The organism is Micromonospora sp. NRRL B-16802 (assembly GCF_001279555.1).
In the GTDB taxonomy this organism is placed as follows: Bacteria; Actinomycetota; Actinomycetes; order Mycobacteriales; family Micromonosporaceae; genus Micromonospora; species Micromonospora profundi.
Genome location: NZ_LGEB01000056.1, coordinates 39,572 through 61,364, shown reverse-complemented (window position 1 = coordinate 61,364; position 21,793 = coordinate 39,572). Strand labels below are relative to the sequence as shown.

General features: G+C 71.7%; 23 protein-coding genes. 5 read left to right on the top strand and 18 right to left on the bottom strand.

The window, feature by feature from the left end:
• Positions 1 to 35 precede the first annotated feature (35 nt).
• From argJ to ADK66_RS14075, 11 genes are all read right to left on the bottom strand, one after another.
• Positions 36 to 1,208 carry a bifunctional glutamate N-acetyltransferase/amino-acid acetyltransferase ArgJ gene (gene argJ, locus ADK66_RS14125; protein ID WP_053655499.1) on the bottom strand — a complete coding sequence of 391 codons (1,173 nt, stop codon included), beginning with the start codon at positions 1,206 to 1,208 and terminating at the stop codon, positions 36 to 38.
• On the bottom strand, positions 1,205 to 2,206 hold the full coding sequence (gene argC, locus ADK66_RS14120; protein WP_053655498.1) for an N-acetyl-gamma-glutamyl-phosphate reductase: 1,002 nt from the start codon (positions 2,204 to 2,206) through the stop codon (positions 1,205 to 1,207). Before argC ends, argJ begins: the two co-directional genes overlap by 4 nt.
• A gap of 191 nt (positions 2,207 to 2,397) precedes the next feature.
• Positions 2,398 to 4,977, bottom strand: coding sequence for a phenylalanine--tRNA ligase subunit beta (gene pheT / locus ADK66_RS14115; RefSeq protein WP_053655497.1), 2,580 nt, complete (start codon positions 4,975 to 4,977; stop codon positions 2,398 to 2,400).
• Between the two features lie 41 nt (positions 4,978 to 5,018).
• The gene (gene pheS / locus ADK66_RS14110) at positions 5,019 to 6,086 is read right to left on the bottom strand and encodes a phenylalanine--tRNA ligase subunit alpha (RefSeq protein WP_053655496.1); all 1,068 of its coding nucleotides are present in this window, start codon (positions 6,084 to 6,086) and stop codon (positions 5,019 to 5,021) included.
• A gap of 219 nt (positions 6,087 to 6,305) precedes the next feature.
• The gene (locus ADK66_RS14105; protein WP_053655495.1) at positions 6,306 to 7,103 is read right to left on the bottom strand and encodes an RNA methyltransferase; all 798 of its coding nucleotides are present in this window, start codon (positions 7,101 to 7,103) and stop codon (positions 6,306 to 6,308) included.
• An 83-nt stretch (positions 7,104 to 7,186) separates the two neighbouring features.
• Positions 7,187 to 7,579, bottom strand: coding sequence for a 50S ribosomal protein L20 (gene rplT / locus ADK66_RS14100; protein ID WP_007458417.1), 393 nt, complete (start codon positions 7,577 to 7,579; stop codon positions 7,187 to 7,189).
• A 32-nt stretch (positions 7,580 to 7,611) separates the two neighbouring features.
• The gene (rpmI, locus tag ADK66_RS14095) at positions 7,612 to 7,806 is read right to left on the bottom strand and encodes a 50S ribosomal protein L35 (RefSeq protein ID WP_007458415.1); all 195 of its coding nucleotides are present in this window, start codon (positions 7,804 to 7,806) and stop codon (positions 7,612 to 7,614) included.
• 20 nt (positions 7,807 to 7,826) lie between these two features.
• Positions 7,827 to 8,474, bottom strand: coding sequence for a translation initiation factor IF-3 (infC, locus tag ADK66_RS14090; RefSeq protein ID WP_053655494.1), 648 nt, complete (start codon positions 8,472 to 8,474; stop codon positions 7,827 to 7,829).
• Positions 8,475 to 8,869: 395 nt separating this feature from the next.
• Entirely contained in the window at positions 8,870 to 9,340 is a 471-nt protein-coding gene (locus ADK66_RS14085) for a PH domain-containing protein (RefSeq protein ID WP_053655493.1), read from the bottom strand.
• 225 nt (positions 9,341 to 9,565) lie between these two features.
• Complete coding sequence (hisG, locus tag ADK66_RS14080) at positions 9,566 to 10,411, bottom strand: ATP phosphoribosyltransferase (protein WP_053655492.1); 846 nt, start codon at positions 10,409 to 10,411, stop codon at positions 9,566 to 9,568.
• 46 nt (positions 10,412 to 10,457) lie between these two features.
• On the bottom strand, positions 10,458 to 10,739 hold the full coding sequence (locus ADK66_RS14075) for a phosphoribosyl-ATP diphosphatase (RefSeq protein WP_197281520.1): 282 nt from the start codon (positions 10,737 to 10,739) through the stop codon (positions 10,458 to 10,460).
• Between the two features lie 138 nt (positions 10,740 to 10,877).
• Between ADK66_RS14075 and ADK66_RS14070 the strand changes: the two genes are divergently transcribed.
• From ADK66_RS14070 to ADK66_RS14060, 3 genes are read left to right on the top strand one after another with little or no spacing between them, the layout of a single operon-like run.
• A complete protein-coding gene (locus tag ADK66_RS14070) occupies positions 10,878 to 11,741 on the top strand; it encodes a transporter substrate-binding domain-containing protein (RefSeq protein ID WP_053655490.1) in 864 nt (287 codons plus the stop codon).
• The gene (locus ADK66_RS14065; RefSeq protein WP_053655489.1) at positions 11,738 to 12,583 is read left to right on the top strand and encodes an amino acid ABC transporter permease; all 846 of its coding nucleotides are present in this window, start codon (positions 11,738 to 11,740) and stop codon (positions 12,581 to 12,583) included. Before ADK66_RS14070 ends, ADK66_RS14065 begins: the two co-directional genes overlap by 4 nt.
• Before the next feature lie 2 nt (positions 12,584 to 12,585).
• Positions 12,586 to 13,329, top strand: coding sequence for an amino acid ABC transporter ATP-binding protein (locus ADK66_RS14060; RefSeq protein WP_053655488.1), 744 nt, complete (start codon positions 12,586 to 12,588; stop codon positions 13,327 to 13,329).
• Between the two features lie 10 nt (positions 13,330 to 13,339).
• Here the strand turns inward: ADK66_RS14060 and ribH are convergent, their stop codons facing one another.
• The 7 genes from ribH to rpe form a co-directional block, all read right to left on the bottom strand.
• On the bottom strand, positions 13,340 to 13,840 hold the full coding sequence (gene ribH / locus ADK66_RS14055; protein ID WP_053655487.1) for a 6,7-dimethyl-8-ribityllumazine synthase: 501 nt from the start codon (positions 13,838 to 13,840) through the stop codon (positions 13,340 to 13,342).
• A 2-nt stretch (positions 13,841 to 13,842) separates the two neighbouring features.
• Complete coding sequence (locus ADK66_RS14050; RefSeq protein WP_053655486.1) at positions 13,843 to 15,129, bottom strand: bifunctional 3,4-dihydroxy-2-butanone-4-phosphate synthase/GTP cyclohydrolase II; 1,287 nt, start codon at positions 15,127 to 15,129, stop codon at positions 13,843 to 13,845.
• 76 nt (positions 15,130 to 15,205) lie between these two features.
• A complete protein-coding gene (gene pnuC, locus ADK66_RS14045; RefSeq protein ID WP_053655485.1) occupies positions 15,206 to 15,895 on the bottom strand; it encodes a nicotinamide riboside transporter PnuC in 690 nt (229 codons plus the stop codon).
• Positions 15,895 to 16,530: a riboflavin synthase gene (locus ADK66_RS14040; protein ID WP_053655484.1), complete on the bottom strand. Its 636-nt coding sequence runs from the start codon at positions 16,528 to 16,530 to the stop codon at positions 15,895 to 15,897. Before ADK66_RS14040 ends, pnuC begins: the two co-directional genes overlap by 1 nt.
• Position 16,531: 1 nt before the next feature.
• The gene (gene ribD / locus ADK66_RS14035) at positions 16,532 to 17,593 is read right to left on the bottom strand and encodes a bifunctional diaminohydroxyphosphoribosylaminopyrimidine deaminase/5-amino-6-(5-phosphoribosylamino)uracil reductase RibD (RefSeq protein ID WP_053655483.1); all 1,062 of its coding nucleotides are present in this window, start codon (positions 17,591 to 17,593) and stop codon (positions 16,532 to 16,534) included.
• A 402-nt stretch (positions 17,594 to 17,995) separates the two neighbouring features.
• A complete protein-coding gene (locus ADK66_RS14030; protein WP_053655482.1) occupies positions 17,996 to 18,952 on the bottom strand; it encodes a response regulator in 957 nt (318 codons plus the stop codon).
• Position 18,953: 1 nt separating this feature from the next.
• Complete coding sequence (gene rpe, locus ADK66_RS14025; protein ID WP_053655481.1) at positions 18,954 to 19,634, bottom strand: ribulose-phosphate 3-epimerase; 681 nt, start codon at positions 19,632 to 19,634, stop codon at positions 18,954 to 18,956.
• Positions 19,635 to 19,887: 253 nt separating this feature from the next.
• Here rpe and ADK66_RS14020 point away from each other — a divergent pair, with 253 nt between their 5' ends.
• Both ADK66_RS14020 and ADK66_RS14015 read left to right on the top strand, forming a co-directional pair.
• Positions 19,888 to 20,778, top strand: coding sequence for a septum formation family protein (locus ADK66_RS14020; RefSeq protein WP_053655480.1), 891 nt, complete (start codon positions 19,888 to 19,890; stop codon positions 20,776 to 20,778).
• Between the two features lie 84 nt (positions 20,779 to 20,862).
• Entirely contained in the window at positions 20,863 to 21,753 is an 891-nt protein-coding gene (locus tag ADK66_RS14015) for a septum formation family protein (RefSeq protein WP_053655479.1), read from the top strand.
• The last annotated feature ends 40 nt before the right edge of the window (positions 21,754 to 21,793 follow it).

Below are 21,793 nucleotides of genomic sequence, written 5' to 3'. Positions count from 1 at the left end.
GACTGCGGGACTCCGCTGCGCTGCGTTCCTCGCGCTCACGTGGAGTAGGCCGAATTCTCGTGTACGTACGCGTGGGACAGGTCGTTGGTCCAGATCGTCGCCTCCGCCGTACCGGCGTGCAGGTTGATCCGGATGGTCACGTCCCGGCCGGTCAGGTCGACCTTCGACCGGTCCTCGGCGGCAGCGCCGCCCCGACACACCCACACCCCGTTGACGGCCACGTCCACCTCGTCCGGGTCGAACGCGGCAGCGGTGGTGCCGACCGCGGCGAGGATCCGGCCCCAGTTCGGGTCGTTGCCGAACAGCGCGGTCTTGACCAGGTTGTTGCGCGCCACCGACCGGCCCACCTCGACCGCGTCGTCCTCGTCGGCCGCGCCGACAACGTCGATGGCGATCTGCTTGGTGGCGCCCTCGGCGTCGGCGACCAGTTGTTGGGCCAGGTCGTGACAGGCCGCGGTGACCGCGGCGGCCAACTCGGCCGGTGTCGGCTCGATGCCACTGGCGCCGCTGGACAGCAGCAGCACCGTGTCGTTCGTCGACATGCAGCCATCGGAGTCGACCCTGTCGAAGCTGACCCGGGTGGCAGCGCGCAGCGCCTCGTCCAGCACGGCAGGCCCCGCTACCGCATCGGTGGTCAGCACGCACAACATGGTGGCCATGCCCGGCGCGAGCATCCCCGCGCCCTTCGCCATCCCGCCGACCGTCCAGCCGCTGCCCTGGGCCACTGTCGTCTTCGCCCGCGTGTCCGTGGTCATGATCGCCTCGGCGGCGGCCACTCCGCCGTCACGGGACAGCTCACGGATCGCCGATCGGACGCCCGGCAGCAGCTTCGGCATCGGCAGCCGCTCACCGATCAGGCCGGTCGAGCAGACCGCCACCTCACCGGCCCCGAGAATCAACCGCGGGCTGACCGAGGTCAACGCGGCGGCGGTGTGCTCGGCGGTGGCATGCGTGTCCTGGAAGCCGGCCGGGCCGGTGCAGGCGTTGGCCCCACCGGAGTTGAGCACCACAGCGCGGACCACACCGCCCTGCACGACCTGCTGGGTCCAGAGCACCGGCGCGGCCTTCACCCGGTTGGTGGTGAAGACGCCCGCGACACCGGCGTCCGGGCCGTCGTTGACCACCAGCGCGACGTCCGCACCGCCGCTGGCCTTCAGACCGGCGGCCACCCCGGCCGCCCGGAACCCACGAGGGGTGGTGACACTCATGGTGCAACTCCCCAGATCGACAGGCCCGTCGTCTCCGGCAGGCCGAGCATCAGGTTGGCGTTCTGCACGGCCTGGCCGGCGGCGCCCTTGCCCAGGTTGTCCAGGGCGCTGAGCACGATCAGCCGGCCGGAGTCGGCGTCCACTGTGGCTTGCAGGTGGCAGGAGTTCGACCCCAGCGTGGCGCCGGTGTGCGGCCACCTGCCCTCCGGGAGCACGTGCACGAACGGCGCGTCGGCGTACGCCTGCGCCAGCACCTGCTGCGGGTCGACACCGCGCGCCGGCACGGCGGTGACAGTGGCCAGGATGCCGCGCGGCATCGGCGCCAGAACGGGAGTGAACGACAAGCTCGTCGCCCCGGTGGCCTGCTTGATCTCCGGCACGTGCTGGTGGGTGCCCACCCGGTACGGCGACAGGTCACCCAGCACCTCGCTGGCCAGCAGGTGCGGCTTCGCCGCCCGGCCCGCCCCGGACGTGCCGGAGGCGGCGACGACCACCACGTCCGCCGGGTTGGCCGCGCCGTCGGCGATCAGCGGCGCGAGCGCCAGGGTGATCGCGGCGGCGTAGCAGCCGGTGTTGGCGACCCGGGTGGAGGAGGCGATCAGCTCCCGCTGGCCGGGCAGCTCGGGCAGGCCGTAGGTCCACTGGCCGGCGTGGGTGCCGCCGTAGTACTGCGCCCAGGCGTACGGGTCGGCGAGCCGGTGGTCGGCGCCCAGGTCGACGACGCGCACCTCCGGCGGGAGCTGGGCCGCGAGGGTCGCCGACTCGCCGTGCGGCAGGGCCAGGAAGACCAGGTCCGCGTCGGCCAGGATCGCCGGGTCGGTCGCGCCGAACACCAGGTCGAGCCCGATGAGCTGCGGGTGCGCCACGTCGACGCGGTGCCCGGCCTGGCTGTGGGCGGTGGCGGCGACAAGGTCGAACTCCGGATGCCCGGCGATCAGGCGCAGCAGCTCACCTCCGGCGTAACCGCTCGCCCCGGCGACCGCGACTCGAATCCCCATACCCACCTCCGCATGACTATGCAACGAAGGCTAGCAGCGGTGCAGGTCACCTGCAACTTAATACAACGGTATGCATGGTGATGTAAGAACGGCCCCAACCCCCGCGATCTTGCAGTTACCGCCCCCGCATAGCGGACAACGGGTGCAGATCAGCGACACAAACTGCAAGATCGCGAGGGGTGAGGTGGGGGTTACGCTCCGCGGAGGGTTGCTCCTAGGCGTTCTGTTGCTACTGCTACCGCCGCGTCGCGGGCTGCTACCGCTTCCTCGACAGTCAGCGTCCGGTCCGGTGCGCGGAACGTGAGCTTGTACGCAAGCGACCGGCGACCCTCGCCGAGCTGCGCGCCGGAGTACACGTCGAAGAGCCGCACGTCCTCCAGCAGCTCCCCCGCGCCGGCCTCCAGCGCCCGGCGCACCTGCTCCGCCGGCACCGACTCGTCCACCACAAGGGCCACGTCGATCAGCGCTGGCGGGAAGCCGGACACCGCCGGGGCGGGCGTCACCGGGGCCACTGGCAACGCGTCGAGGCTCAACTCCATGGCGCAGATACGCCGGGGCAGCTCCAACGCCGCCACCACTGTCGGGTGCAGCTCACCGGCGTGCCCGACGACCACGCCGTCGACCCGCAGCTCGGCGCAGCGGCCGGGGTGCCACGGGGCGTGTTCGGCGGCACGCACCTCGACCCACTCGTCGGGGATACCGGCGGCGGCCAGCGTGTCCCGGGCCGCCTCGATGGCGTCCGCCCAGCCGGCCGGCCGGCCCGGACCCCACCATCCGGCCGGGTCCGCCTCACCGGCGAGCACCACTGCCGCGTGCACGGGCTGCGCCGGCACCACAGCGTCGGCGGCGGCGAACTCGGCGTCGGTGGGACGCCGGTCCACACCCATCTCCGGCGGGCTGCCGGCGTCCCGGCGCGGGTGGAAGACCGCACCGATCTCGTAGAGCGCCAGGTCGCGGTGACCCCGACCGATGTTGCGCTTGAGGATGCCGAGCAGCGGGCCGAGCAGCGTGGTGCGCAGCAGCGGCTCCTCGTCCGACAGCGGGTTGGCCAGCCGCACCGCAGGTCGGCGCGGGTCGTCGGCCGGCAGGCCGAGCAGGTCCGCCAGCTGCGGCGACACGAACGGGTGCGCGAGCACCTCGACGTACCCCCGCGCAGCAAGCGACAGGGCGACCGCCCGGCGCCGACGCTGGCGCGGGGTCAGGCCGCGTCCGGGTGGCGCGGTGGGCAGCACCGACGGCACCTTGTCGTACCCGTCGAGGCGGACGACCTCCTCGACCAGGTCGGCCGGGTCGGTGAGATCGGGCCGCCACGACGGCGGGGTGACGCTGAGCGCCACGCCGGCACCGCTGGCCGTGCCGACCGCTCCCGGGTCCTCGGCCAACCGGTCCGCGCCCTGCGCGACGGTGCAACCGACCCGCTCCAGGAGGGCGACCACCCGCGCCGGCGGGTACTCGACGCCGATCCGCCGGGTGGGCAGATCCGCCGGCAGGCTGATCGGGGTACGCGGACGGACGTGGTCGATGTCCAGGATCTCCGCGCTCGGTGTGCCGCCGCCGTGCTCGGTGAGCAGGCGTACGGCCCGCTCCAGCGCGACGAGCGCCACGGCTGGGTCGACGCCCCGCTCCCAGCGCTTGGCGGCCTCGCTGAACAGCTTGTGCCGGCGGGCCGTCCGCCCGACCATCGCCGGGTCCCAGTGCGCCGCCTCGAAGAGCACGTTTGTGGTGCCGGCGACGACCTCGCTGGTCTCCCCGCCCATCACCGCCGCGAGGGAGATCGGCGTGCCGGCGCCCTCGCCCGCCACGGCGCTGGGCAGCCCGGCGTCGCAGATCACCATGTCGTCGGCGGCGAGCACCCGGTCGACGCCGTCGAGGGTGGTCAGCTTCTCCCCCGGCACGGCGCGGCGGACCACGAGCGGCCCGGCTATCCGGTCGGCGTCGAAGGCGTGCATCGGCTGGCCCAGCTCCAACATCACGTAGTTGGTGATGTCGACAGGCAGGGAGATGCTGCGGATGCCTGCGGTGACGAGCCGCTGCTGCATCCACGACGGGGTGGGCGCGGTCGGGTCGACGCCGCGGACCAGGCGGGCGGTGAACCGGTCGCAGCCGACCGGGTCGCGCACCTCCACCGGGTACGCCGGCGTCTCGGTGCCACGCGGCGCCGGCACCAGGGCCGGATCGCGCAGTGGCACGTCGAAGGCGTGCGACAGCTCCCGAGCCAGGCCGCGAAGGCTCAGCGCGTACCCCCGGTCCGGGGTGATCTCCAGGTCGAACACCACGTCGTCGAGGCCGACCACCGGCCGCGCGTCGTCGCCCGGCTTGGCGGCCACGTCCGGCGGCAGCACGATGATGCCGGAGTGGTCGTCGCCCAGGCCCAGCTCCTTCGCCGAGCAGATCATGCCCGCCGAGTTGTGCCCGTACGTCTTGCGCGCGCCGATGGCGAACCCGCCAGGCAGCACACCGCCGGGCAGGATCACCACCACCCGGTCGCCGACGGCGAAGTTGCGCGCCCCGCAGACGATCTCCTGCGGCTCACCGGTGCCGTTGGCGTGACCCACGTCGACGCGGCAGAACCGGATCGGCTTCTTGAAGCCGGTGAGCTCCTCGATCTCGCGGACCTCACCGACGACGAGCTGACCGGTGACCGACTCGCGCAGGTCCACGACGGACTCGACCTCGATGCCGAGGTCGACAAGAGCCTGCTCCAGGTCGCCGGTCGGCAGGTCGGCGGGCAGGTCGACGTACTCCCGCAGCCAGCTGACAGAAACTCGCATGACTTCAGACCACCGTTCCCGTGTCTCGTACCCGCATCGCCCTACGCTCCGGTCCCGAACGCCCGGCTGAACCGCACGTCGCCCTCGAAGAGGTGGCGGATGTCGCTGACCCCGTGCCGGATCATCAGGGTCCGGTCGATGCCCATGCCGAAGGCGAACCCGGAGTAGACCTCCGGGTCGACGCCGCAGGCGCGCAGCACCCGGGGGTTGACCATGCCGCAGCCGCCCCACTCGACCCACTGCGGACCGTCGCGGTGCTCGGGGAACCACACGTCGAACTCCGCCGACGGCTCGGTGAACGGGAAGTAGTGCGGCCGCCACCGGGTCTTGGCCTCCGGGCCGAACATGGCGCGGGCGAAGTGGTCGAGCGTGCCCCGCAGGTGCGCCATCGTGATGCCCTTGTCGACAACCAGGCCCTCGGCCTGGTGGAACACCGGGCTGTGGGTGGCGTCGATCTCGTCGGTGCGGTAGACGCGGCCAGGCACGATCACGTAGATCGGCGGCTTACGGCTGAGCATCGTGCGGGTCTGCACCGTCGACGTGTGCGTTCGTAGAACAAGGCCCGAGCCCTGCGGTGCGATGTGGAAGGTGTCCATCAGCCCTCGCGCCGGGTGGTCGGCGGGGATGTTCAGCGCGTCGAAGTTGACCCACTCCAGGTCGACCTCGGGGCCCTCGGCCACCTCGTAGCCCATCCCGACGAAGAGATCACTTATCGACTCCATGAGGGTGCTCAGCGGATGCCGGGCACCACGCGGACGCCGGGCGTACGGCAGTGTGACGTCCACCCGTTCCTCGACCAGCACCCGCTCGGCCTGCTCGCGCTCCACCACCTCGGCGCGCTCGGCGTAGGCGGCCTCGATGGCGCGGCGGGCCTCGTTTACCCGCTTACCGGCGTCGGACTTCGCAGCCGGCGGCAGCGCGCCGATCTCCCGGCGCGCGAGGGACACCGGGGACCGGTCACCGAGGTGCGCGGGGCGCAGCGCGGTCAACGCGTCCGGGTCGGCGGCGGCCTCGAACGCCTTCGTGGCGTCGGCGACGGCCTCGGCCAGGGCGGTCGGGTCGAGCAGGGCGACCTGCTTCGGGTCGTACGGATCGTTGCGGTAGCTCATGGCGTACGGGCACTCCCTCACGGCGGCGCCAGCCCTCACCGGGGCGGCTAGGCGAGTCTACGGACGCGCGGCTGTGCCGCAGCCCGCCGGTAGGAGTTACGCAGGGAGCAGGTCAGGCCCGCCGCCCGCCGACACCGGCGGGCTGGCTAAACGAACGCCGTTGCGCGTTCATCGAGTGAGGCTCTCCCCTGCGGTCGGTCGCGCCGGGTGTGGTCACCATCAGCGCTGCGCTCTCGCTGAAGCGTACAGGCAGACCGCCGCGGCGGCAGCCAGGTTGAGGCTCTCGGCGCGCCCGTACAGCGGCACCCGCACGCGGGCGTCGGCGGTGGCTGTCAACTCCTCGGGCAGACCGTGCGCCTCCGAGCCGAACAGCCAGGCGGTGGGCCCGACGAGCCGCCCGTAGTCGGTAAGATCGTCGAGATCGCTGTCGCCGTACCCCGTGGTGGCGAAGATCGACAGCCCGGCGGCGCGCAGCGCGTCGACAACGGCGACCGGGTTGGGCGCGCGGACCACGTCGACGTGGAAGAGGCTGCCGGCGGAGGCTCGCACGCACTTGCCGTTGTACGGGTCGACGGCGTCGCCCGCGAAGATCACCGCGCCGGCCCCGGCGGCGTCGGCGGTGCGCAGCACGGTGCCGGCGTTGCCCGGGTCGCGGATCTCGGCGAGCACCGCCACCAGGCGCGGCGCGCTGGCGAGGGCCTGCTCCAGCGGCACGTCCAGGTGCCGGCACACGGCGACCAGACCCTGCGGGGCGACGGTCTCGGCCAGCGCGGCGAGGGCGTCGTCGGTCACCTCGGAGACGGGCACGTCGGCGCGGGCCGCCGTGGCGGCCAGCTCCGGGTGCCGGTCGAGGGCTGCGGGCGTACCGAACAACTCGGTGACCACCCCCGGCCGCGCGAGTGCCTCGCGGACCGCCTGCGGCCCCTCGGCCAGGAACCGGCCGGCGGCGTCGCGGTCCCGGCGGCGCTGCAAGCGGCGGGCGGCGACAACCCTTGGGGTACGCGGGGTGAAGGCCATGGTGTGGGCTCCTCCGGCACGATTGAGGCGCCCCCCGGACGGCGGTGCCGACACAGGAGACGCCTCGCTCTGGTGCGTGGGGATCAGGCGGCCTGAGCCGCCGCGCCGCCGGTGCCCTCGGCCGTGACCGCAGCCCGGGCCAGCTCCACGATCGCCGCGAAGGAAGCGGCGTCGTTGACAGCCATGTCGGCCAGGATCTTGCGGTCGACCTCGATGCCGGCCAGACGCAGGCCCTGGATCAGGCGGTTGTAGGTCATCCCGTTCGCACGGGCACCCGCGTTGATCCGCTGGATCCACAGCTGCCGGAAGTCGCCCTTGCGGTCACGACGGTCCCGGTAGGCGTACTGCATCGAGTGCAGCACCTGCTCCTTGGCCTTGCGGTACAGCCGGGAGCGCTGACCGCGGTAACCGCTCGCGGTCTCCAGCAGGGTACGACGCTTCTTCTGGGCGTTCACAGCCCGCTTGACGCGTGCCATCTCAACTCCTTATTACGTAAAGGTGGCGCGCGTCAGCGGCCGAGCAGCTTCTTGATGCGCTTGACGTCGGCCTTGGCCAGCACGACCGTGCCGGTCAGCCGGCGGGTCTGGGTGGAGGGCTTCTTCTCCAGGTTGTGGCGAAGGCCGGCCTGCTGGGCAACGATCTTGCCCTTGCCGGTGACCTTGACCCGCTTACCCATACCCGTGTGGCTCTTCATCTTCGGCATGTGGAACGTCTTCTCCCCTGTTACTGGCCGCTGGTGTCGGCGGCGGTGCCGCTGTCCACGGCTGCTGCGGTCTCGCCCGCCGCTGCGGTCTCGTCGGCTGCCGGGGCAGACTCGTCCCCTGCCCGCTCCCGAGGTGCACCACGGGACGCCGTAGCGGCGACCGCGGAGGCCTTGACGGCCCGATGCGGAGCGAGAACCATGATCATGTTTCGGCCGTCCTGCTTGGGAGCGGCCTCGACGTATCCCAGTTCCGTGATCTCCGATTCGAGCCGACGCAGGAGCCGGTAACCCAGCTCAGGGCGGCTCTGCTCGCGACCGCGGAACATGATCGTCACCTTGACCTTGTCGCCCGCCTTGAGGAACCGCACCACGTGACCCTTCTTGGTCTCGTAGTCGTGCGGGTCGATCTTCGGCCGAAGCTTCATTTCCTTGATGACGGTCTGCTGCTGGTTACGCCGCGCTTCGCGCGCCTTGAGTGCGCTCTCGTACTTGAACTTGCCGAAGTCCATGAGCTTGCACACCGGCGGGCGCGCCATCGGCGCAACCTCGACCAGGTCCAGATCGACGTCCGCGGCCAGCTGAAGGGCGCGCTCCAGCGGGACGATGCCCACCTGCTCACCCTCGGGGCCGACCAGTCGGACCTCACGTGCCCGGATCTGCTCGTTCACGCGTGGTTCGACGCTGATGGGGCCTCCTCGAGTCGTTTCTGCTCAGTGCCGACCCCTGCGGCCCCCGGGTGGGGGTCATCCTGGAAAGCAGAAGGCCCCGGCATATGCCAGGGCCCGCTCGACCGGTCGGCACGATCACAGGATCGCGCATCCGACGCCGGGACATGCCCGGAATCGGGGACCGGACCCGGCCACCGTAGCGGCGACTCGGGTGGGAGCAGGCGCTCCGCTTTCGTGGCTGCCTGCTCGCATGCGGAGACAGCCTGGTCGACTTGACAAGACTACACCGCCGCCCTGGTCACCCCCAAACCGGGCACGCCCTCCGCGCGCCGCTCCCCCGGCCAGCGGTAGGCGGAGCTGGAGGCTGACCGCGCGATCGGTCAGCGAGGCGGCTTCTAGCGGTCGGCGCGCTCGGCGAGACGGGACTTGTGCGCCTCGTGCAGTCGGCGCAGGGCGCGGACGCCCTCGACGGCCGACTCCTTGTCGGCGGCCTGAAGGGCGATAAGCGGCAGCAGATCGTCGTCGTGCAGCTCCAGGCTGGCCCAGGGCGCGCCCCGGTCGAAGCGGACACCCCGGATGACCTCCCAGGGCAGCTGGTACGAGCTGATGACGTTACGCACCCGCACGCCGTGGGCGTCGGCCTCCACCCGTGGGCGGGTGAAGAGCAGGAAGCCCAGCGCGCCGAACACGCCCAGGCCGACCATGGCGAGCTGATCGCCGCGCTGGAAGGTGCCGTAGCCGTTGCCTGTCGGGCCGCTCAGCGATGTGGCGACGGCCCCGAACACCACCACCAGGGCGACCGCCGCAGACCAGCAGACCACCCGGATGCGGCGGGGCTTCAGGCGGACCAGCTCTGTTTCACTCACCTCACCAGTCTGCCACCCACCTCAGGGCGACGACCGCACCACCCGCCGAGCGTCGCCACAGCCACCCGTCGAGCCACCCGCGGCGGGCCGACCACCGCAGGCGCAGCGATGATCGTGCTCGAAACAGGATGCAGTGGGCTCGGTGGCACCGGGAGGCCACTACATCCTGGATCGAGTGTGATCGTCCCGCCGACGGCGGACCCCAGCCGGCGGGTCAGAGGCGGGTCAGAGGCGGCAGGCGTGGATGTTCGTGACGAGGATCGCGCGGGCGCCCAACTCGTACAGCTCGTCCATGATCCGGTGGACGTCGTCGCGGAGCACCATTGCCTGCACGGCCACCCAGCCCTCGCGGTGCAGCGGCGACACTGTGGGCGACTCGATGCCGGGGGTCAGGCCGCTGGCGCGGTCCAGCAGACCGGCCGGTACGTCGTAGGCGAGCATCACGTAGCGGCGGGCTACCAGCACGCCGTGCAGGCGGCGCAGCAACTGCTCGGCCTGTGCGTGCGACGGCGCGCCGGCCCGGCGGACCAGCACGGCCGACGAGCGCAGCAGTGGCTCGCCGAACACCACAAGGCCGGCCTGACGCAGTGTGGCGCCGGTCTCCACCACGTCGGCGACGACGTCGGCGACGCCGAGTCGGACGGCGTTCTCGACAGCGCCGTCGAGGCGGATCACGTCGGCCTTGACGCCAAGCTCGCTGAGGTGCCGCTCGACAAGCCCCGGGTACGCGGTGGCGACCCGGTGCCCGCCGAGATCCTGCACGGAGGCGATGTCGTCAGGGCGGGCGGCGAAGCGGAAGGTGGCCCGGCCGAACGCGAGGTCGACGACCTCCTCGGCCGGTGCGGCCGAGTCGATCAGCAGGTCCCGGCCGGTGATGCCGAGGTCGAGGTCACCGGAGCCGACGTAGGTGGCGATGTCCTTGGGACGCAGGTAGAAGAATTCGACGTCGTTGGCCTCGTCGCGGCAGACGAGGTCCTTGGGGTCGGTGCGCTGGCGGTAGCCCGCCTCGCGCAGCATCTGGGCGGCCGGCTCGGCCAGGGTGCCCTTGTTGGGAATGGCGACACGCAGCATGACGGAGTGCTCCTTCAGATCGGATGTGATCAACGACGGGGCGCACTCACAGATGTCGGTAGACGTCCTTGAGGTCGAGACCGGTGGCGAGCATCAGCACCTGGACCTGGTAGAGCAGCTGGGAGATCTCCTCGGCGGTACGCTCCGGCCCCTCGTGCTCGGCGGCCATCCACGACTCGGCCGCTTCCTCGACGACCTTCTTGCCGATGAAGTGCACACCCTTGTCGAGGGCGGCGACGGTGCCCGAGCCCGGGGTGCCGGCAGCGGCCTTGGCCTGCAGCTCGGCGAACAACTCCTCGAACGTCTTCACGGAAGGCGATTCTTCCAGCCGCCCCAGCCGGGTACCGCCCCCGGGTCCGAATGGTCCACCTCCCGGACGCCCGGAGGGCGGCGTCGGGAACAATTCCACACCAGGATGGTGGGAAGATCTTCAAGCAGGCCTGTCGATGCCTCTACGCTGACCGCCATGGCCAGCCGCTCACGTCTCCTCGCGCTCACCCTCGCCGGCTTCGTCGTCGCCGCCACCGCCGGATGCGCTCCCCAGGACGAGGAACCCACCCCCACCGTCACCGCCGCCGGCTCCTGCACCAAGGACAGCCTGCCCACGCGGACGCCGGGCAAACTCACCATCGCCACCGACCAGCCCGCCTACGAGCCGTGGTTCCGGCAGGACAAGCCGGACAACGGTGAGGGCTTCGAGGCCGCCGTCGCGTACGCGGTGGCCGAAAAGTTGGGCTACGCCCGCGCCGACGTCACCTGGACCCGGGTCAAGTTCGACACGGCTATCGCGCCCGGCCCGAAGAGCTTCGACTTCGACATCAACCAGTTCTCCATCACCGAGGAGCGCAAGCAGGCTGTCGACTTCTCCGCGCCGTACTACCTGGTGCGGCAGACAGTCATCGCGTTGAAGTCCTCGAAGATCGCCGGCAAGACCTCGCTGGCCGACCTCCGCGACGCCCGCCTCGGCGCCCAGGTCGGCACCACCAGCTACCAGGCGATCACCGACGTGGTCAAGCCGACGACCAAGCCGCAGGTCTACAACAGCAACGACGACGCCAAGAAGGCCCTGCAGAACGGGCAGATCGACGGTCTCGTGGTGGACCTGCCGACCGCCTTCTACATCACCGGCACGGAGATCACCGACGCGATGGTCATCGGGCAGGTGCCGCAGGTCGGGGTGCCCGAGGCGTTCGGACTGCTGCTGGACAAGAACTCCCCGCTGACGTCCTGCGTGAGCACCGCGGTCGGGCAGCTCAGCGAGGCGGGCGCGCTCGGTGAGTTGGAGCGCAAGTGGCTCGCGCAAGTGGCGGGAGCGACCGAGCTCCGGTGACCCTGCTGGAGCACACCCCGTCCGAGGCGCAGCTGCGGCGCTCGGCGTACCGCCGCCGGCAGACCGTGTACAGCGTGCTGGTCGCGGCCTCCTCCACGGCGGCGCTCGGCACGCTGCTGGTGGTGGCGGTGACCGGCGCGCCGGGCTGGGACCGGGTGCGGCAGTCGTTCCTGGACCCGGAGATCGCCCGGGACGCGCTGCCGGCCGTGCTGACCGGGCTGTGGCTCAACGTCCGGCTGCTCGTCTGCTGCGCGGCGGGCGCCCTACTGCTCGGGCTGGTGATCGCCGTGCTGCGCACGCTGCGCGGGCCGATCTTCTTCCCGGTACGGGCGCTGGCCGCCGGCTACACGTACACCTTCCGTGGTCTGCCGTTGATCATCGTGCTGTACCTGCTCACCCTCGGCGTGCCCGGGTTGCGCCTGCAGGGCATGCCGCCGGTGCTGGTGCTCGGCGGGCTCGCGCTGGTCCTCACCTACGGCGGCTACCTCGCCGAGGTGTTCCGGGCCGGCATCGAGTCGGTGCACCCCAGCCAGCTCGCCGCGGCCCGCTCGCTGGGTCTCACCTACCGGCAGACGATGCGGCACATCGTCCTGCCGCAGGCCGTGCGCCGGGTGGCCCCACCGCTGCTCAACGACGTGGTGGCCCTGCAGAAGGACGTCGGGCTGGTCTCGCTGGCCGGGCCGATCGACGCGGTACGCGCCGCCCAGATCGCCACCGCCCAGTCGTTCAACTACACGCCGTACGTCGTGGCCGGGGTGCTGTTCGTGCTGCTGGCGATCCCGCTGATCGCTGTCACCGACTGGGTGACGCTGCGCTCGGCCCGTCGACAGTCGGGAGGCTGACAGTGGAACTGCTGCGCTGCCGCGGACTGCGCAAGGAGTTCGGCGGCCACATCGTCCTGGACCGGCTGGACCTGACCGTCGCCGAGCACCGGGTGGTGGCGTTGATCGGCGCCTCCGGGTCGGGCAAGTCGACACTGCTGCGGTGTGTGAACCTGCTGGAGGACCTCGACGACGGCACCATCGAGCTGGACGGGGAGGACATCTCCGACCCCCGGGTGGACCCCGACCAGGTCCGGCGGCGGATCGGCATGGTGTTCCAGGCGTACAACCTGTTTCCCCACCTGAGCGTGCTGGAGAACATCACCCTCGCGCCCCGGCGGGTGCATCGGCGGGATCGGGCCGACGCCGAGGCTCAGGCGCGGGACCTGCTCGACCGGGTGGGGCTGGGCGACAAGGCGCACGCCTATCCGGACCGGCTCTCCGGCGGGCAGCAGCAGCGGGTGGCGATCGTCCGGGCGCTTGCCAACTCCCCCCGGCTGATGCTTCTCGACGAGGTGACCTCGGCGTTGGACCCGGAGCTCGTCGGTGAGGTCCTGTCGATGATCCGGGACCTGAAGGCTGACGGGATGACAATGGTGCTGGCCACCCACGAGATGGGCTTCGCCCGGGAGGTGGCCGACGAGGTCTGCTTCCTCGACGCGGGCCGGGTCGTCGAGAGCGGCCCGCCCGAGCAGGTGCTCGGCGAGCCGACACAGCCGCGTACCCGGCAGTTCCTGCGCCGGATCATCGAAGCCGGCCGCCTGTGACGGCCCCGGGTCAGCCGCCGAAGCCGACCCGCTGGACGTTGCCGGTGGCCACGCTCCGCACGGCCAGCGCCGCGTCGAGCGCCGCCACCGTCGCCGACCAGCCCTTGTCCTCCGCCGAGCCGGGCAGCCCCGCCCGGTCCCGGGCCTGCTCGATGGTCTCCACTGTCAACACACCGTGCGCCACCGGCTTGCCCTCGTCCAACGCCACACGGGTCAGACCGTCGGTGACCGAACGGCACACGTAGTCGAAGTGGGCGGTGGCGCCGCGCACCACCACGCCGAGCGCGACCACCACGTCACAGCGGCGCGCCAGGGCCTGCGCGACCACCGGCAGCTCGACGGAGCCGGCGACGCGGGCCACCACGGACCGCGCTCCGCACGCCTCCGCCGCCGCCACCGCGCGCTCCAGCATGTGGTCGGTCAGCTCTCCGTGCCACCGGGCGGCCACCACCCCGACGGTCAGCCCCGCGGCGTCCACCGCGTCGACTCCCGGCTCACCGAAACCCGCCATCGTCATGCTCCGATCTCGTCGTCGACGACCGGACGCCCCAACGGCGCCTCGGACATCTCGTCCAACTCGTCAAGCAGGTGACCCATCCGGTCCCGCTTGGTGCGCAGGTAGCGCAGGTTCTCCGGATGCGCGCCGACAGGCAACCCTTCCCGCCCGGTGATGGTCAGCCCGTAGCCCTCCAGACCGGCCCGCTTGGCGGGGTTGTTCGTCAACAGTCGCATCGACCGCACGCCCAGGTCGTAGAGGATCTGCGCGCCGGTGCCGTAGTCGCGGGCGTCGGCAGGCAGACCCAGGTCGAGGTTCGCGTCCACAGTGTCCCGGCCCTGGTCCTGCAACTGGTACGCCTGCAACTTGTGCAGCAGCCCGATGCCGCGCCCCTCGTGCCCGCGCACGTAGAGCACCACGCCCCGGCCCTCACGCCCGACCCGGGCCAGCGCGGCGTCCAACTGCGGGCCGCAGTCGCAGCGCAGTGAGCCGAACACGTCCCCGGTCAGGCACTCGGAGTGGACCCGGACCAGCACGTCCTGGCCGTCGCCGAGGTCACCCAGCACCATCGCCACGTGCTCGGCCGAGTCGTGCTCGGCGCGGTAGCCGAGCGCCCGGAAAACCCCGTGCCGCGTGGGCATCCGGGCGTCCGCGACCAGCTCGACCTGCTTTTCGGTACGTCGCCGGTAGGCGACCAGGTCGGCGATGGTGACGAGGGTGAGCCCGTGCTCGGCGGAGAACTTCTCCAGGTCCGGCAGGCGCATCATGGTGCCGTCGTCGTTGACCAGCTCGCAGAGCACGCCCGCGGGACGCAGCCCGGCCAGCCGGGTCAGGTCCACCGCGGCCTCGGTGTGCCCCGGCCGGCGCAGCACCCCACCCTCGCGGGCTCGCAGCGGCACCACGTGCCCCGGTCGGGCCAGATCGGTCGGGTCGGTGCTCGCGCTTGCCAGCAGCCGGATGGTGTGCGCGCGGTCGGCCGCCGAGATGCCGGTGCTGACACCCTCCCGGGCATCAACGGTCACCGTGTACGCGGTGCCCCGCCGGTCCTGGTTGGTGTGGTGCATCGGCGGCAGGTCGAGCCTGTCGCACTCGCTCTCCGTCAACGGCACGCAGACGTACCCGGAGGTGTACCGCACCATGAACGCCAGCAGTTCCTGCGTGGCCAGCTCGGCCGCGAAGATCAGGTCGCCCTCGTTCTCCCGGTCGGCGTCGTCGACCACGACGACCGGCCGCCCGGCGGCGATATCGGCGACCGCCTGCTCGATGCTGCCAAAGCTGCTGACTCGCTCGCTGCGCTCGCTCATGCCGACACTCCGCTTCGCTCCGTGCCACCATGAGGCACCCCCGCGCTGAACCTGCTGACTCGCTCGCTGCGCTCGCTCATGCGACGGCCTCCGTGTAGGTGGGCGGACGTACGGATCTCGGCCGGGTCACGCGCGACGTGCGCCACCAGGCGACGAAACCCCAGGCGCAGAAGGCGCCGTAGACCAGGTACATGGCGGCCGACGGGTAGAAACCACCGCGCAGCAGCAGCGGCACGCCCACCGCGTCGACAGCGATCCAGACCAGCCAGAACTCCACCCAGCCGCGAGCCATGCCGTAGGTGGCCAGCAGGCTGCCGGTGAGGATCCAGGCGTCCGGCAGCGGGCCCCACGAGCCCAGGGCGGCGAGCACCGGATACGCGAGCGCGGTGCCCACCACTGCGGCCAGCAGCATCGCCAGGCGTTCCCGACCGGTGGCCCAGCGCGGCACCACAGCGGCCTGCCCGGCGTCGGTGCGGCGGTTGCGCCGCCAGCGCCACCACCCGTAGACGCTCACCGCGAAGAAGAACACCTGCCGGCCGGCCTGCCCGTACAGGTCGTGGGCCTGCGGGGTGGCGAACACCCCGCCGAGGAAGACGGTGAGCAGCAGCGCGTTGCCGATCATGCCAACCGGCCAGGCCCAGACCACCCGGCGCAGCCCGAGCAGCGCGGACAGCAGCCCGAAGCCGTTGCCGACGATCTCCCGGACCAGCACCGGCGAGCCGGCCACCTGCACCTGGGCGTCGAGCAGCCAACCGAGCGGGCCCATCAGGCCACCCCGCCCGTGCTGCCGGTCAGCCCGGCGTCGGTGAGCCGAGCGCCGAGCAGCCGCTCGACGTACTTGGCCACCACGTCGACCTCCAGGTTCACCGGGTCGCCGACGCCCTTCGCGCCGAGGGTGGTGAGCTTCAGGGTGGTCGGGATCAGCCCGACGGCGAACTCGTCCGCGCCCACCTCGGCCACGGTCAGCGAGACGCCGTCGATGGTGATCGAGCCCTTCTCCACCACGTACCTCGCCAGGGCGGCGGGCAGCCGGAACCGGACCGTCTCCCACTGCTCGGCCGGTTCCCGGGAGATCACCTCGCCGACGCCGTCGACGTGGCCCTGCACCAGGTGCCCGCCGAGGCGGCTGCCCAGCGCGGCGGCCCGCTCCAGGTTGACCGGGTCGCCGGCGCGCAGCGCGCCGAGCGCGGAGCGGCGGAGCGTCTCACCCATCACGTCGGCGGTGAAGACGCCGTCGGCCGCCTCCACGACGGTCAGGCAGACGCCGTTGACGGCGATGGAGTCGCCGTGCCGGGCGTCGGACGTGACGAGCGGGCCGCGTACGGCGACGAGCGCCGAATCGTCAGCCGTCGGCGTCACTCCGACGATTTCGCCCAACTCCTCGACAATGCCGGTGAACATGTCAGCCCTCCCTCTTCCGGGGCAAAGCGGTTATCCGTAGATCCGGACCGATCTGCGTAACGTCGACGAACTCCAGATCGATTGCCTCAGCGATGGTCGTCACTCCCGCGTCGACGAGGGCGGTCGGACCGGCGCCGAGCAGCCGGGGCGCGACGTACCCGACGATCTTGTCGACCAGGCCGGCGGCCAGGAACGCGCCGGCCAGCCGAGGGCCGCCCTCCAGCAGGACCGCGCGGACCCCGCGCCGGTGCAGCTCCGCGAGCAGCGCCGGCAGGTCGACCCGGCCGTCCGGGCCGGCGCCCACCTCGGCGGCGGTCGCGATCCACGTCCGTGCGGCGCCGTCGCGGACCTGGGCGTCGGAGGGGGTACGCCCCGAGCTGTCCACCACCACGCGCAGCGGCTGCCGGATGGCAAGGCTGCCGTCGCGCAGGTTGCGGGCTGTCAGCCGGGGATCGTCGGCGAGCACGGTGCCGACCCCGGCGACGACCGCGTCGACAGTGCCGCGCAGCGCGTGCACATCGATCCGGGCCGCCTCCGAGGTAATCCACATGCTGGTGCCGTCGGCCGCCGCGGACCGCCCGTCCACAGTCGCGGCGTACTTCCAGATGACGTACGGCCAGCCCCGGCGCATCGAGGTCAGCCAGGCGACGTTTCCGGCCTCGGCCTCGTCGCCGCGCACCCCCAGATCGACACGGACCCCGGCGGAGCGCAACGTGGCGGCGCCACCGGAGGCCACCGGGTTCGGGTCGGGTACGGCGATCACCACCCGGGCCACGCCGGCCTGGACGAGCGCGGTGCTACAGGGGCCGGTGCGGCCGGTGTGGTCGCAGGGTTCCAGTGTGACGACAGCGGTGCCGCCCTTGGCCCGCCGCCCGGCCTGGGCCAGCGCGACGATCTCGGCGTGCGGCCCGCCGGCGTAGGCGTGGAAGCCCTCGCCGACGACCTCGCCGTCCGCGTCGAGCAGCACACAGCCGACCACGGGGTTGGGGCTTGTGGTGCCCAGACCGCGCGCCGCCAGCTCGATCGCACGCCGCATCGCCTCATCGACGGAGACGCTGGCCATCGCCCTGCCCTCTCGCTCGCCAGTGCGCGCGGCGGGTCGGGAGGCGGCATGGGCCGCGGGCAGGCGGCGGCGGATTCCGGGAACGGCACAGCCGCCCCCGGGAGGTCGGCACGGCACGCTGAAGCCAGCGGCCGGCTCGGACCCGTCCGTCCCGCGCGCTGTCTCCCATCCGGACTGTCTGGGGGCAGGCGAGCCGCCCCCAACCGTCGGCCCCGGAGTTTCACCAGGTCCACCGGGCGGCAGAGCCGTCCGGGTCGCGGGCTGACCACGGTCTGGACCGTGGATCACCGCCGGTTCGGAATTTCACCGAGTCCCGCCAGCGCGTGGTGGGTACCCCGAAGTCTTACACGCCGACGGGGTTCCGTCTTCCTTCAGGCGAGCTACTTCACAGCCTCGTCATGCTCACGGGACACCACGGCGGCGGTCCACAGCGACGTACGACCCGGGTTGGCTCTTGGCGACCGTCTTCATCTCCGAGGCCACAGCGATGGCCTCGAGGGGGTCGGTGAATCGCTTGCCCGCGTCGGATAGTGAGACGCCGATGGAGAGGGTGACCAGGGCGGCCCTGCGGATGGTGCCCCGGCGGTCCTTCAGCTCGACGAAACCGCGCTCGCGGTCGGTGGGGTCGTAGAGGGTGTCGGCGGAGTTCTCGAAGTCGACAACCGCCCGGGAGGTCAGCGGGCGCACCTGGCCCGGGGTGCAGACGATGACGAAGTCGTCGCCGCCGACGTGGCCGAGGAAGGCCGGCGGCAACCCGACCGCCACCACCGCTCGGTGCAGGCTGCGCGCCAGCGTGGAGATGAAGTCGTCGCCGCGGACGAAGCCGTACCGGTCGTTGACGCTCTTGAACCTGTCGATGTCGACGTAGCCGACCGCGTAGTCCACCCCCTGCCGGACCCGGTCGCTGATCTCCCGGCGGATCCTGCTGTTGCCGGGCAACCCGGTCAACGGGGAGACCTCGCGGAACTCCTTGTTGCGGCGCAGCGTCGAGGAGACCCGGGCCACCAGCTCGGCGGTGTCGAAGGGCTTGACGAGGTAGTCGTCGGCGCCGGCGCTGAGCCCGTGGACCTTGTCCACGGTCATCCCCTTGGCCGTCAACATGATCACCGGCAGGGCGGAGGTCATCGGGTCGGCGCGCAGCCGCCGGGTCAGCTCCAGACCGTCGATCCGGGGCATCATGAGGTCGACCACCGCCAGGTCGGGTCGCTCCCGCTCGATGACGTCCAGAGCCTCCTGGCCGTCGCTGGCGAGGATCACCTCGAAGCCGTGCACGCGCAGATTGAACTCGACGAACCGAGCGATGTCCTCGTCGTCGTCGACGACGAGGATGACGTCCTTACGGTCGCCGTCGGGCTCCACCTCAGGCGCCGGGGGCCGCGCGCTCCGCCAACGCCCGCAGGTGCCGGACCGCCTCCGCCGGGTCGGCGGCCCCGTAGACGGCGGTGCCGGCCACGAACGCGTCGGCGCCGGCGGCAGCGGCCTGCTCGATGGTGTCGGCGGCGATCCCCCCGTCCACCTCGATGCGCAGCTCCAGGTGCCCGGCGTCGACGTGCCGGCGCACGGCGCGGACCTTGTCCAGCATTTGCGGGATGAACCGCTGCCCGCCGAAGCCGGCCTTGATCGTCATGATCAGCAGGGTGTCGAAGCTGGGCAGCAGGTCGAGGTACGGCTCGATCGGCGTGTCCCGGTCGATGGCGAGCCCGGCCTTTGCGCCGGCCGCCCGCAGGTCCTTGGCGAGCGCCACCGGGTCGTCGGCCGCCTCGGCGTGGAAGGTGACGTTGTAGGCGCCGGCGTCGGCGTAGCCGGGGGCCCACCGACGCGGGTCCTCGATCATCAGGTGCACGTCGAACGGCATCGTGGTGGCGGCACGCAGGCTCTGCACCACGGGGAGCCCGATGGTCAGGTTCGGCACGAAATGGTTGTCCATCACGTCCACGTGCAACCAGTCCGCGGCGTCCTCGACGGCACGGACTTCTTCGGCGAGGCGGGCGAAATCGGCGGCCAGGATGCTCGGCGCGACGATCGGCGGCGGTACGGTCACGGGGCCAGTGTACGAACGCGGTCACCCGTTGCCCGCATCGCGGCACCACTTGGAGCGCGTTGTGACCTGGCGGTGACCAACAGTGCAGAACTGGGCGACCCGGACCACCAAATCCGGACGAACAGACATCAGTGGCTGGCCGATCGACGGAAACGCGACGACACTCCAACGGGGATGGTGCCGTAGGCTGCACGCCCGCCGGGGACTCGCCGCGGGACGCGGGGACCGGCCGCCAGCTCCGGGAGGGCGGACGATGCGACGGTGGCTTGCAGCGCTGGCGCTGGCCGGCGTCACCGCGGTACTGCTGGCCGGCTGCGGGCCCGCGCGAGGCGCGGACGGTGACCTCACCGACGACTGGCCGGCGCTGAGCGCTCCGCGTCCGTTCACACCGGCCAGCGACACCTGCCTACCCCGGATCACCTCGATCGTGCAGGCAAGCACGTACGAGACGGTGGACTGCGCGCGCAGCCACCTAGCCGAGGCGATCCACGTCGGCACCTTCACCGGCCCCGCCGCGCTGGCCCCCGCCCGCCCGGGGCCCGGCTCGGCGGCACTGCGGGCGGCACGCGCCGAGTGCGACCAGCGGGCCCGGGAGATGCTCGGCGGTGACTGGCACACGGCGCGGCTCACCCTGTCGGTCTCGCTGCCCTCGGCCGCGGCCTGGTCGGGCGGAGCGCGCTGGTTCCGCTGCGAGCTCGCCGAGACCGACAGCATCGACAACACCCGTCCGGTGAACCGCGTCGGCAGCCTGCGCGGCGCGCTGATCGGCGACGCTCCCCTGTTCCACCGCTGCTTCGACCCCAAGCTGATCGGCGACAACCTCAACTACATGGCGCCGGTGCTCTGCACCGAGCCGCACCGCGCCGAGTTCGTGGGCGTCTACGAGGAACAGGACATGAGCTGGGCGGAGTTCGCCCGCTCCGGCGACCAGGCGCACCAGCGCTGCATGGAGTTGATCGCCACGTACGCCGCCGTACCGAACAACAGCGACCTGCCGTACCGGGCAGGGTCCATCTACTACCCACCGTCGCGGCGGGAGTGGGAGGAGGGTGACCGTGGCGTCAGGTGTTTCCTGTGGACGGACGACCGCAAATTCACCCGCTCCATGCGCGGTGCCGGCCCCGAGGGACTACCCGCAATCTGAGTCACGGTGCCGTATGCTGCTGCGCCGTGGCGCTACCGGTCGGCTGAGGGCTGGCGGGAGGCCACCAGCGGCGGGAGGTCGGAGATGCGACGGTGGTTGGCGGCGGTGGCCGGGGGCGCGGCGGTGGCCCTGGGCCTCGCTGGTTGTGGCGCACCCGCCGGAGTCGACCGGGACCTCGTCGACGACTGGCCGGCACCCGTCGCCGCGCAGCAGTTCGTACCTGAGGCCAACGTGTGCCACCACGCCTCCCAGCAGGTCGGCTTCCTCAGCGGCTACAACCCGATGGGGTGCGACGAGTCGCACCGGGTCGAGACCATGCACGTGGGCACGTTCACCGGCCCGGCCGCCGAGCGCGACACGCCCCCACCCCCCGGCTCGGCGGGCATGCGGGCCGCGCAGGACGCCTGCGAGGCCGAGGTCAGCAAGGCCCTCGGCGCCGACCGGCGCAGCGGTCGCCTCGGCCTGACCGTCGTCCTGCCGTCCGACCCCGCCTGGGCCGGCGGCGCGCGCTGGTACCGCTGCGACGTCGCGGAGATCGCCAGCATCGACGACACCGCCGTCGACCTGCGCACCGGCAGCCTCCGAGGGGCGCTGACCGGCGCGGCGCCGCTGGCGTACCGCTGCTTCAAGCCCAAGCTCGTCAAGGACAAGATCGAGGAGATGGTGGCGGTTTCCTGCACCGCCAAGCACCACGCCGAGTTCGTCGGGATCTGGCAGGCCCCGGACATCAGCTACGCGGAGTTCAACCGCACCGCCAAGCGGACGCACCGTGCCTGCCAGTCCTTGACAGCCAAGTACGCGAAGGTGCCGGACAACTCACAGCTCGACTTCCGCGTCGGAACGATCTTCTACCAGCCGTACGAGCAGGAGTGGAAGAACGGCAACCGGGGCGTGCAGTGCTTCCTGTGGATCAGCGACCGGGCATTGACCCGTTCGATGAAGAACGCCGGCACGAAGGGCCTCCCGGTCACCTGAGCTTCAAGCTGAGCTGAAAGGAAGGGTCCCTTGTTAACGC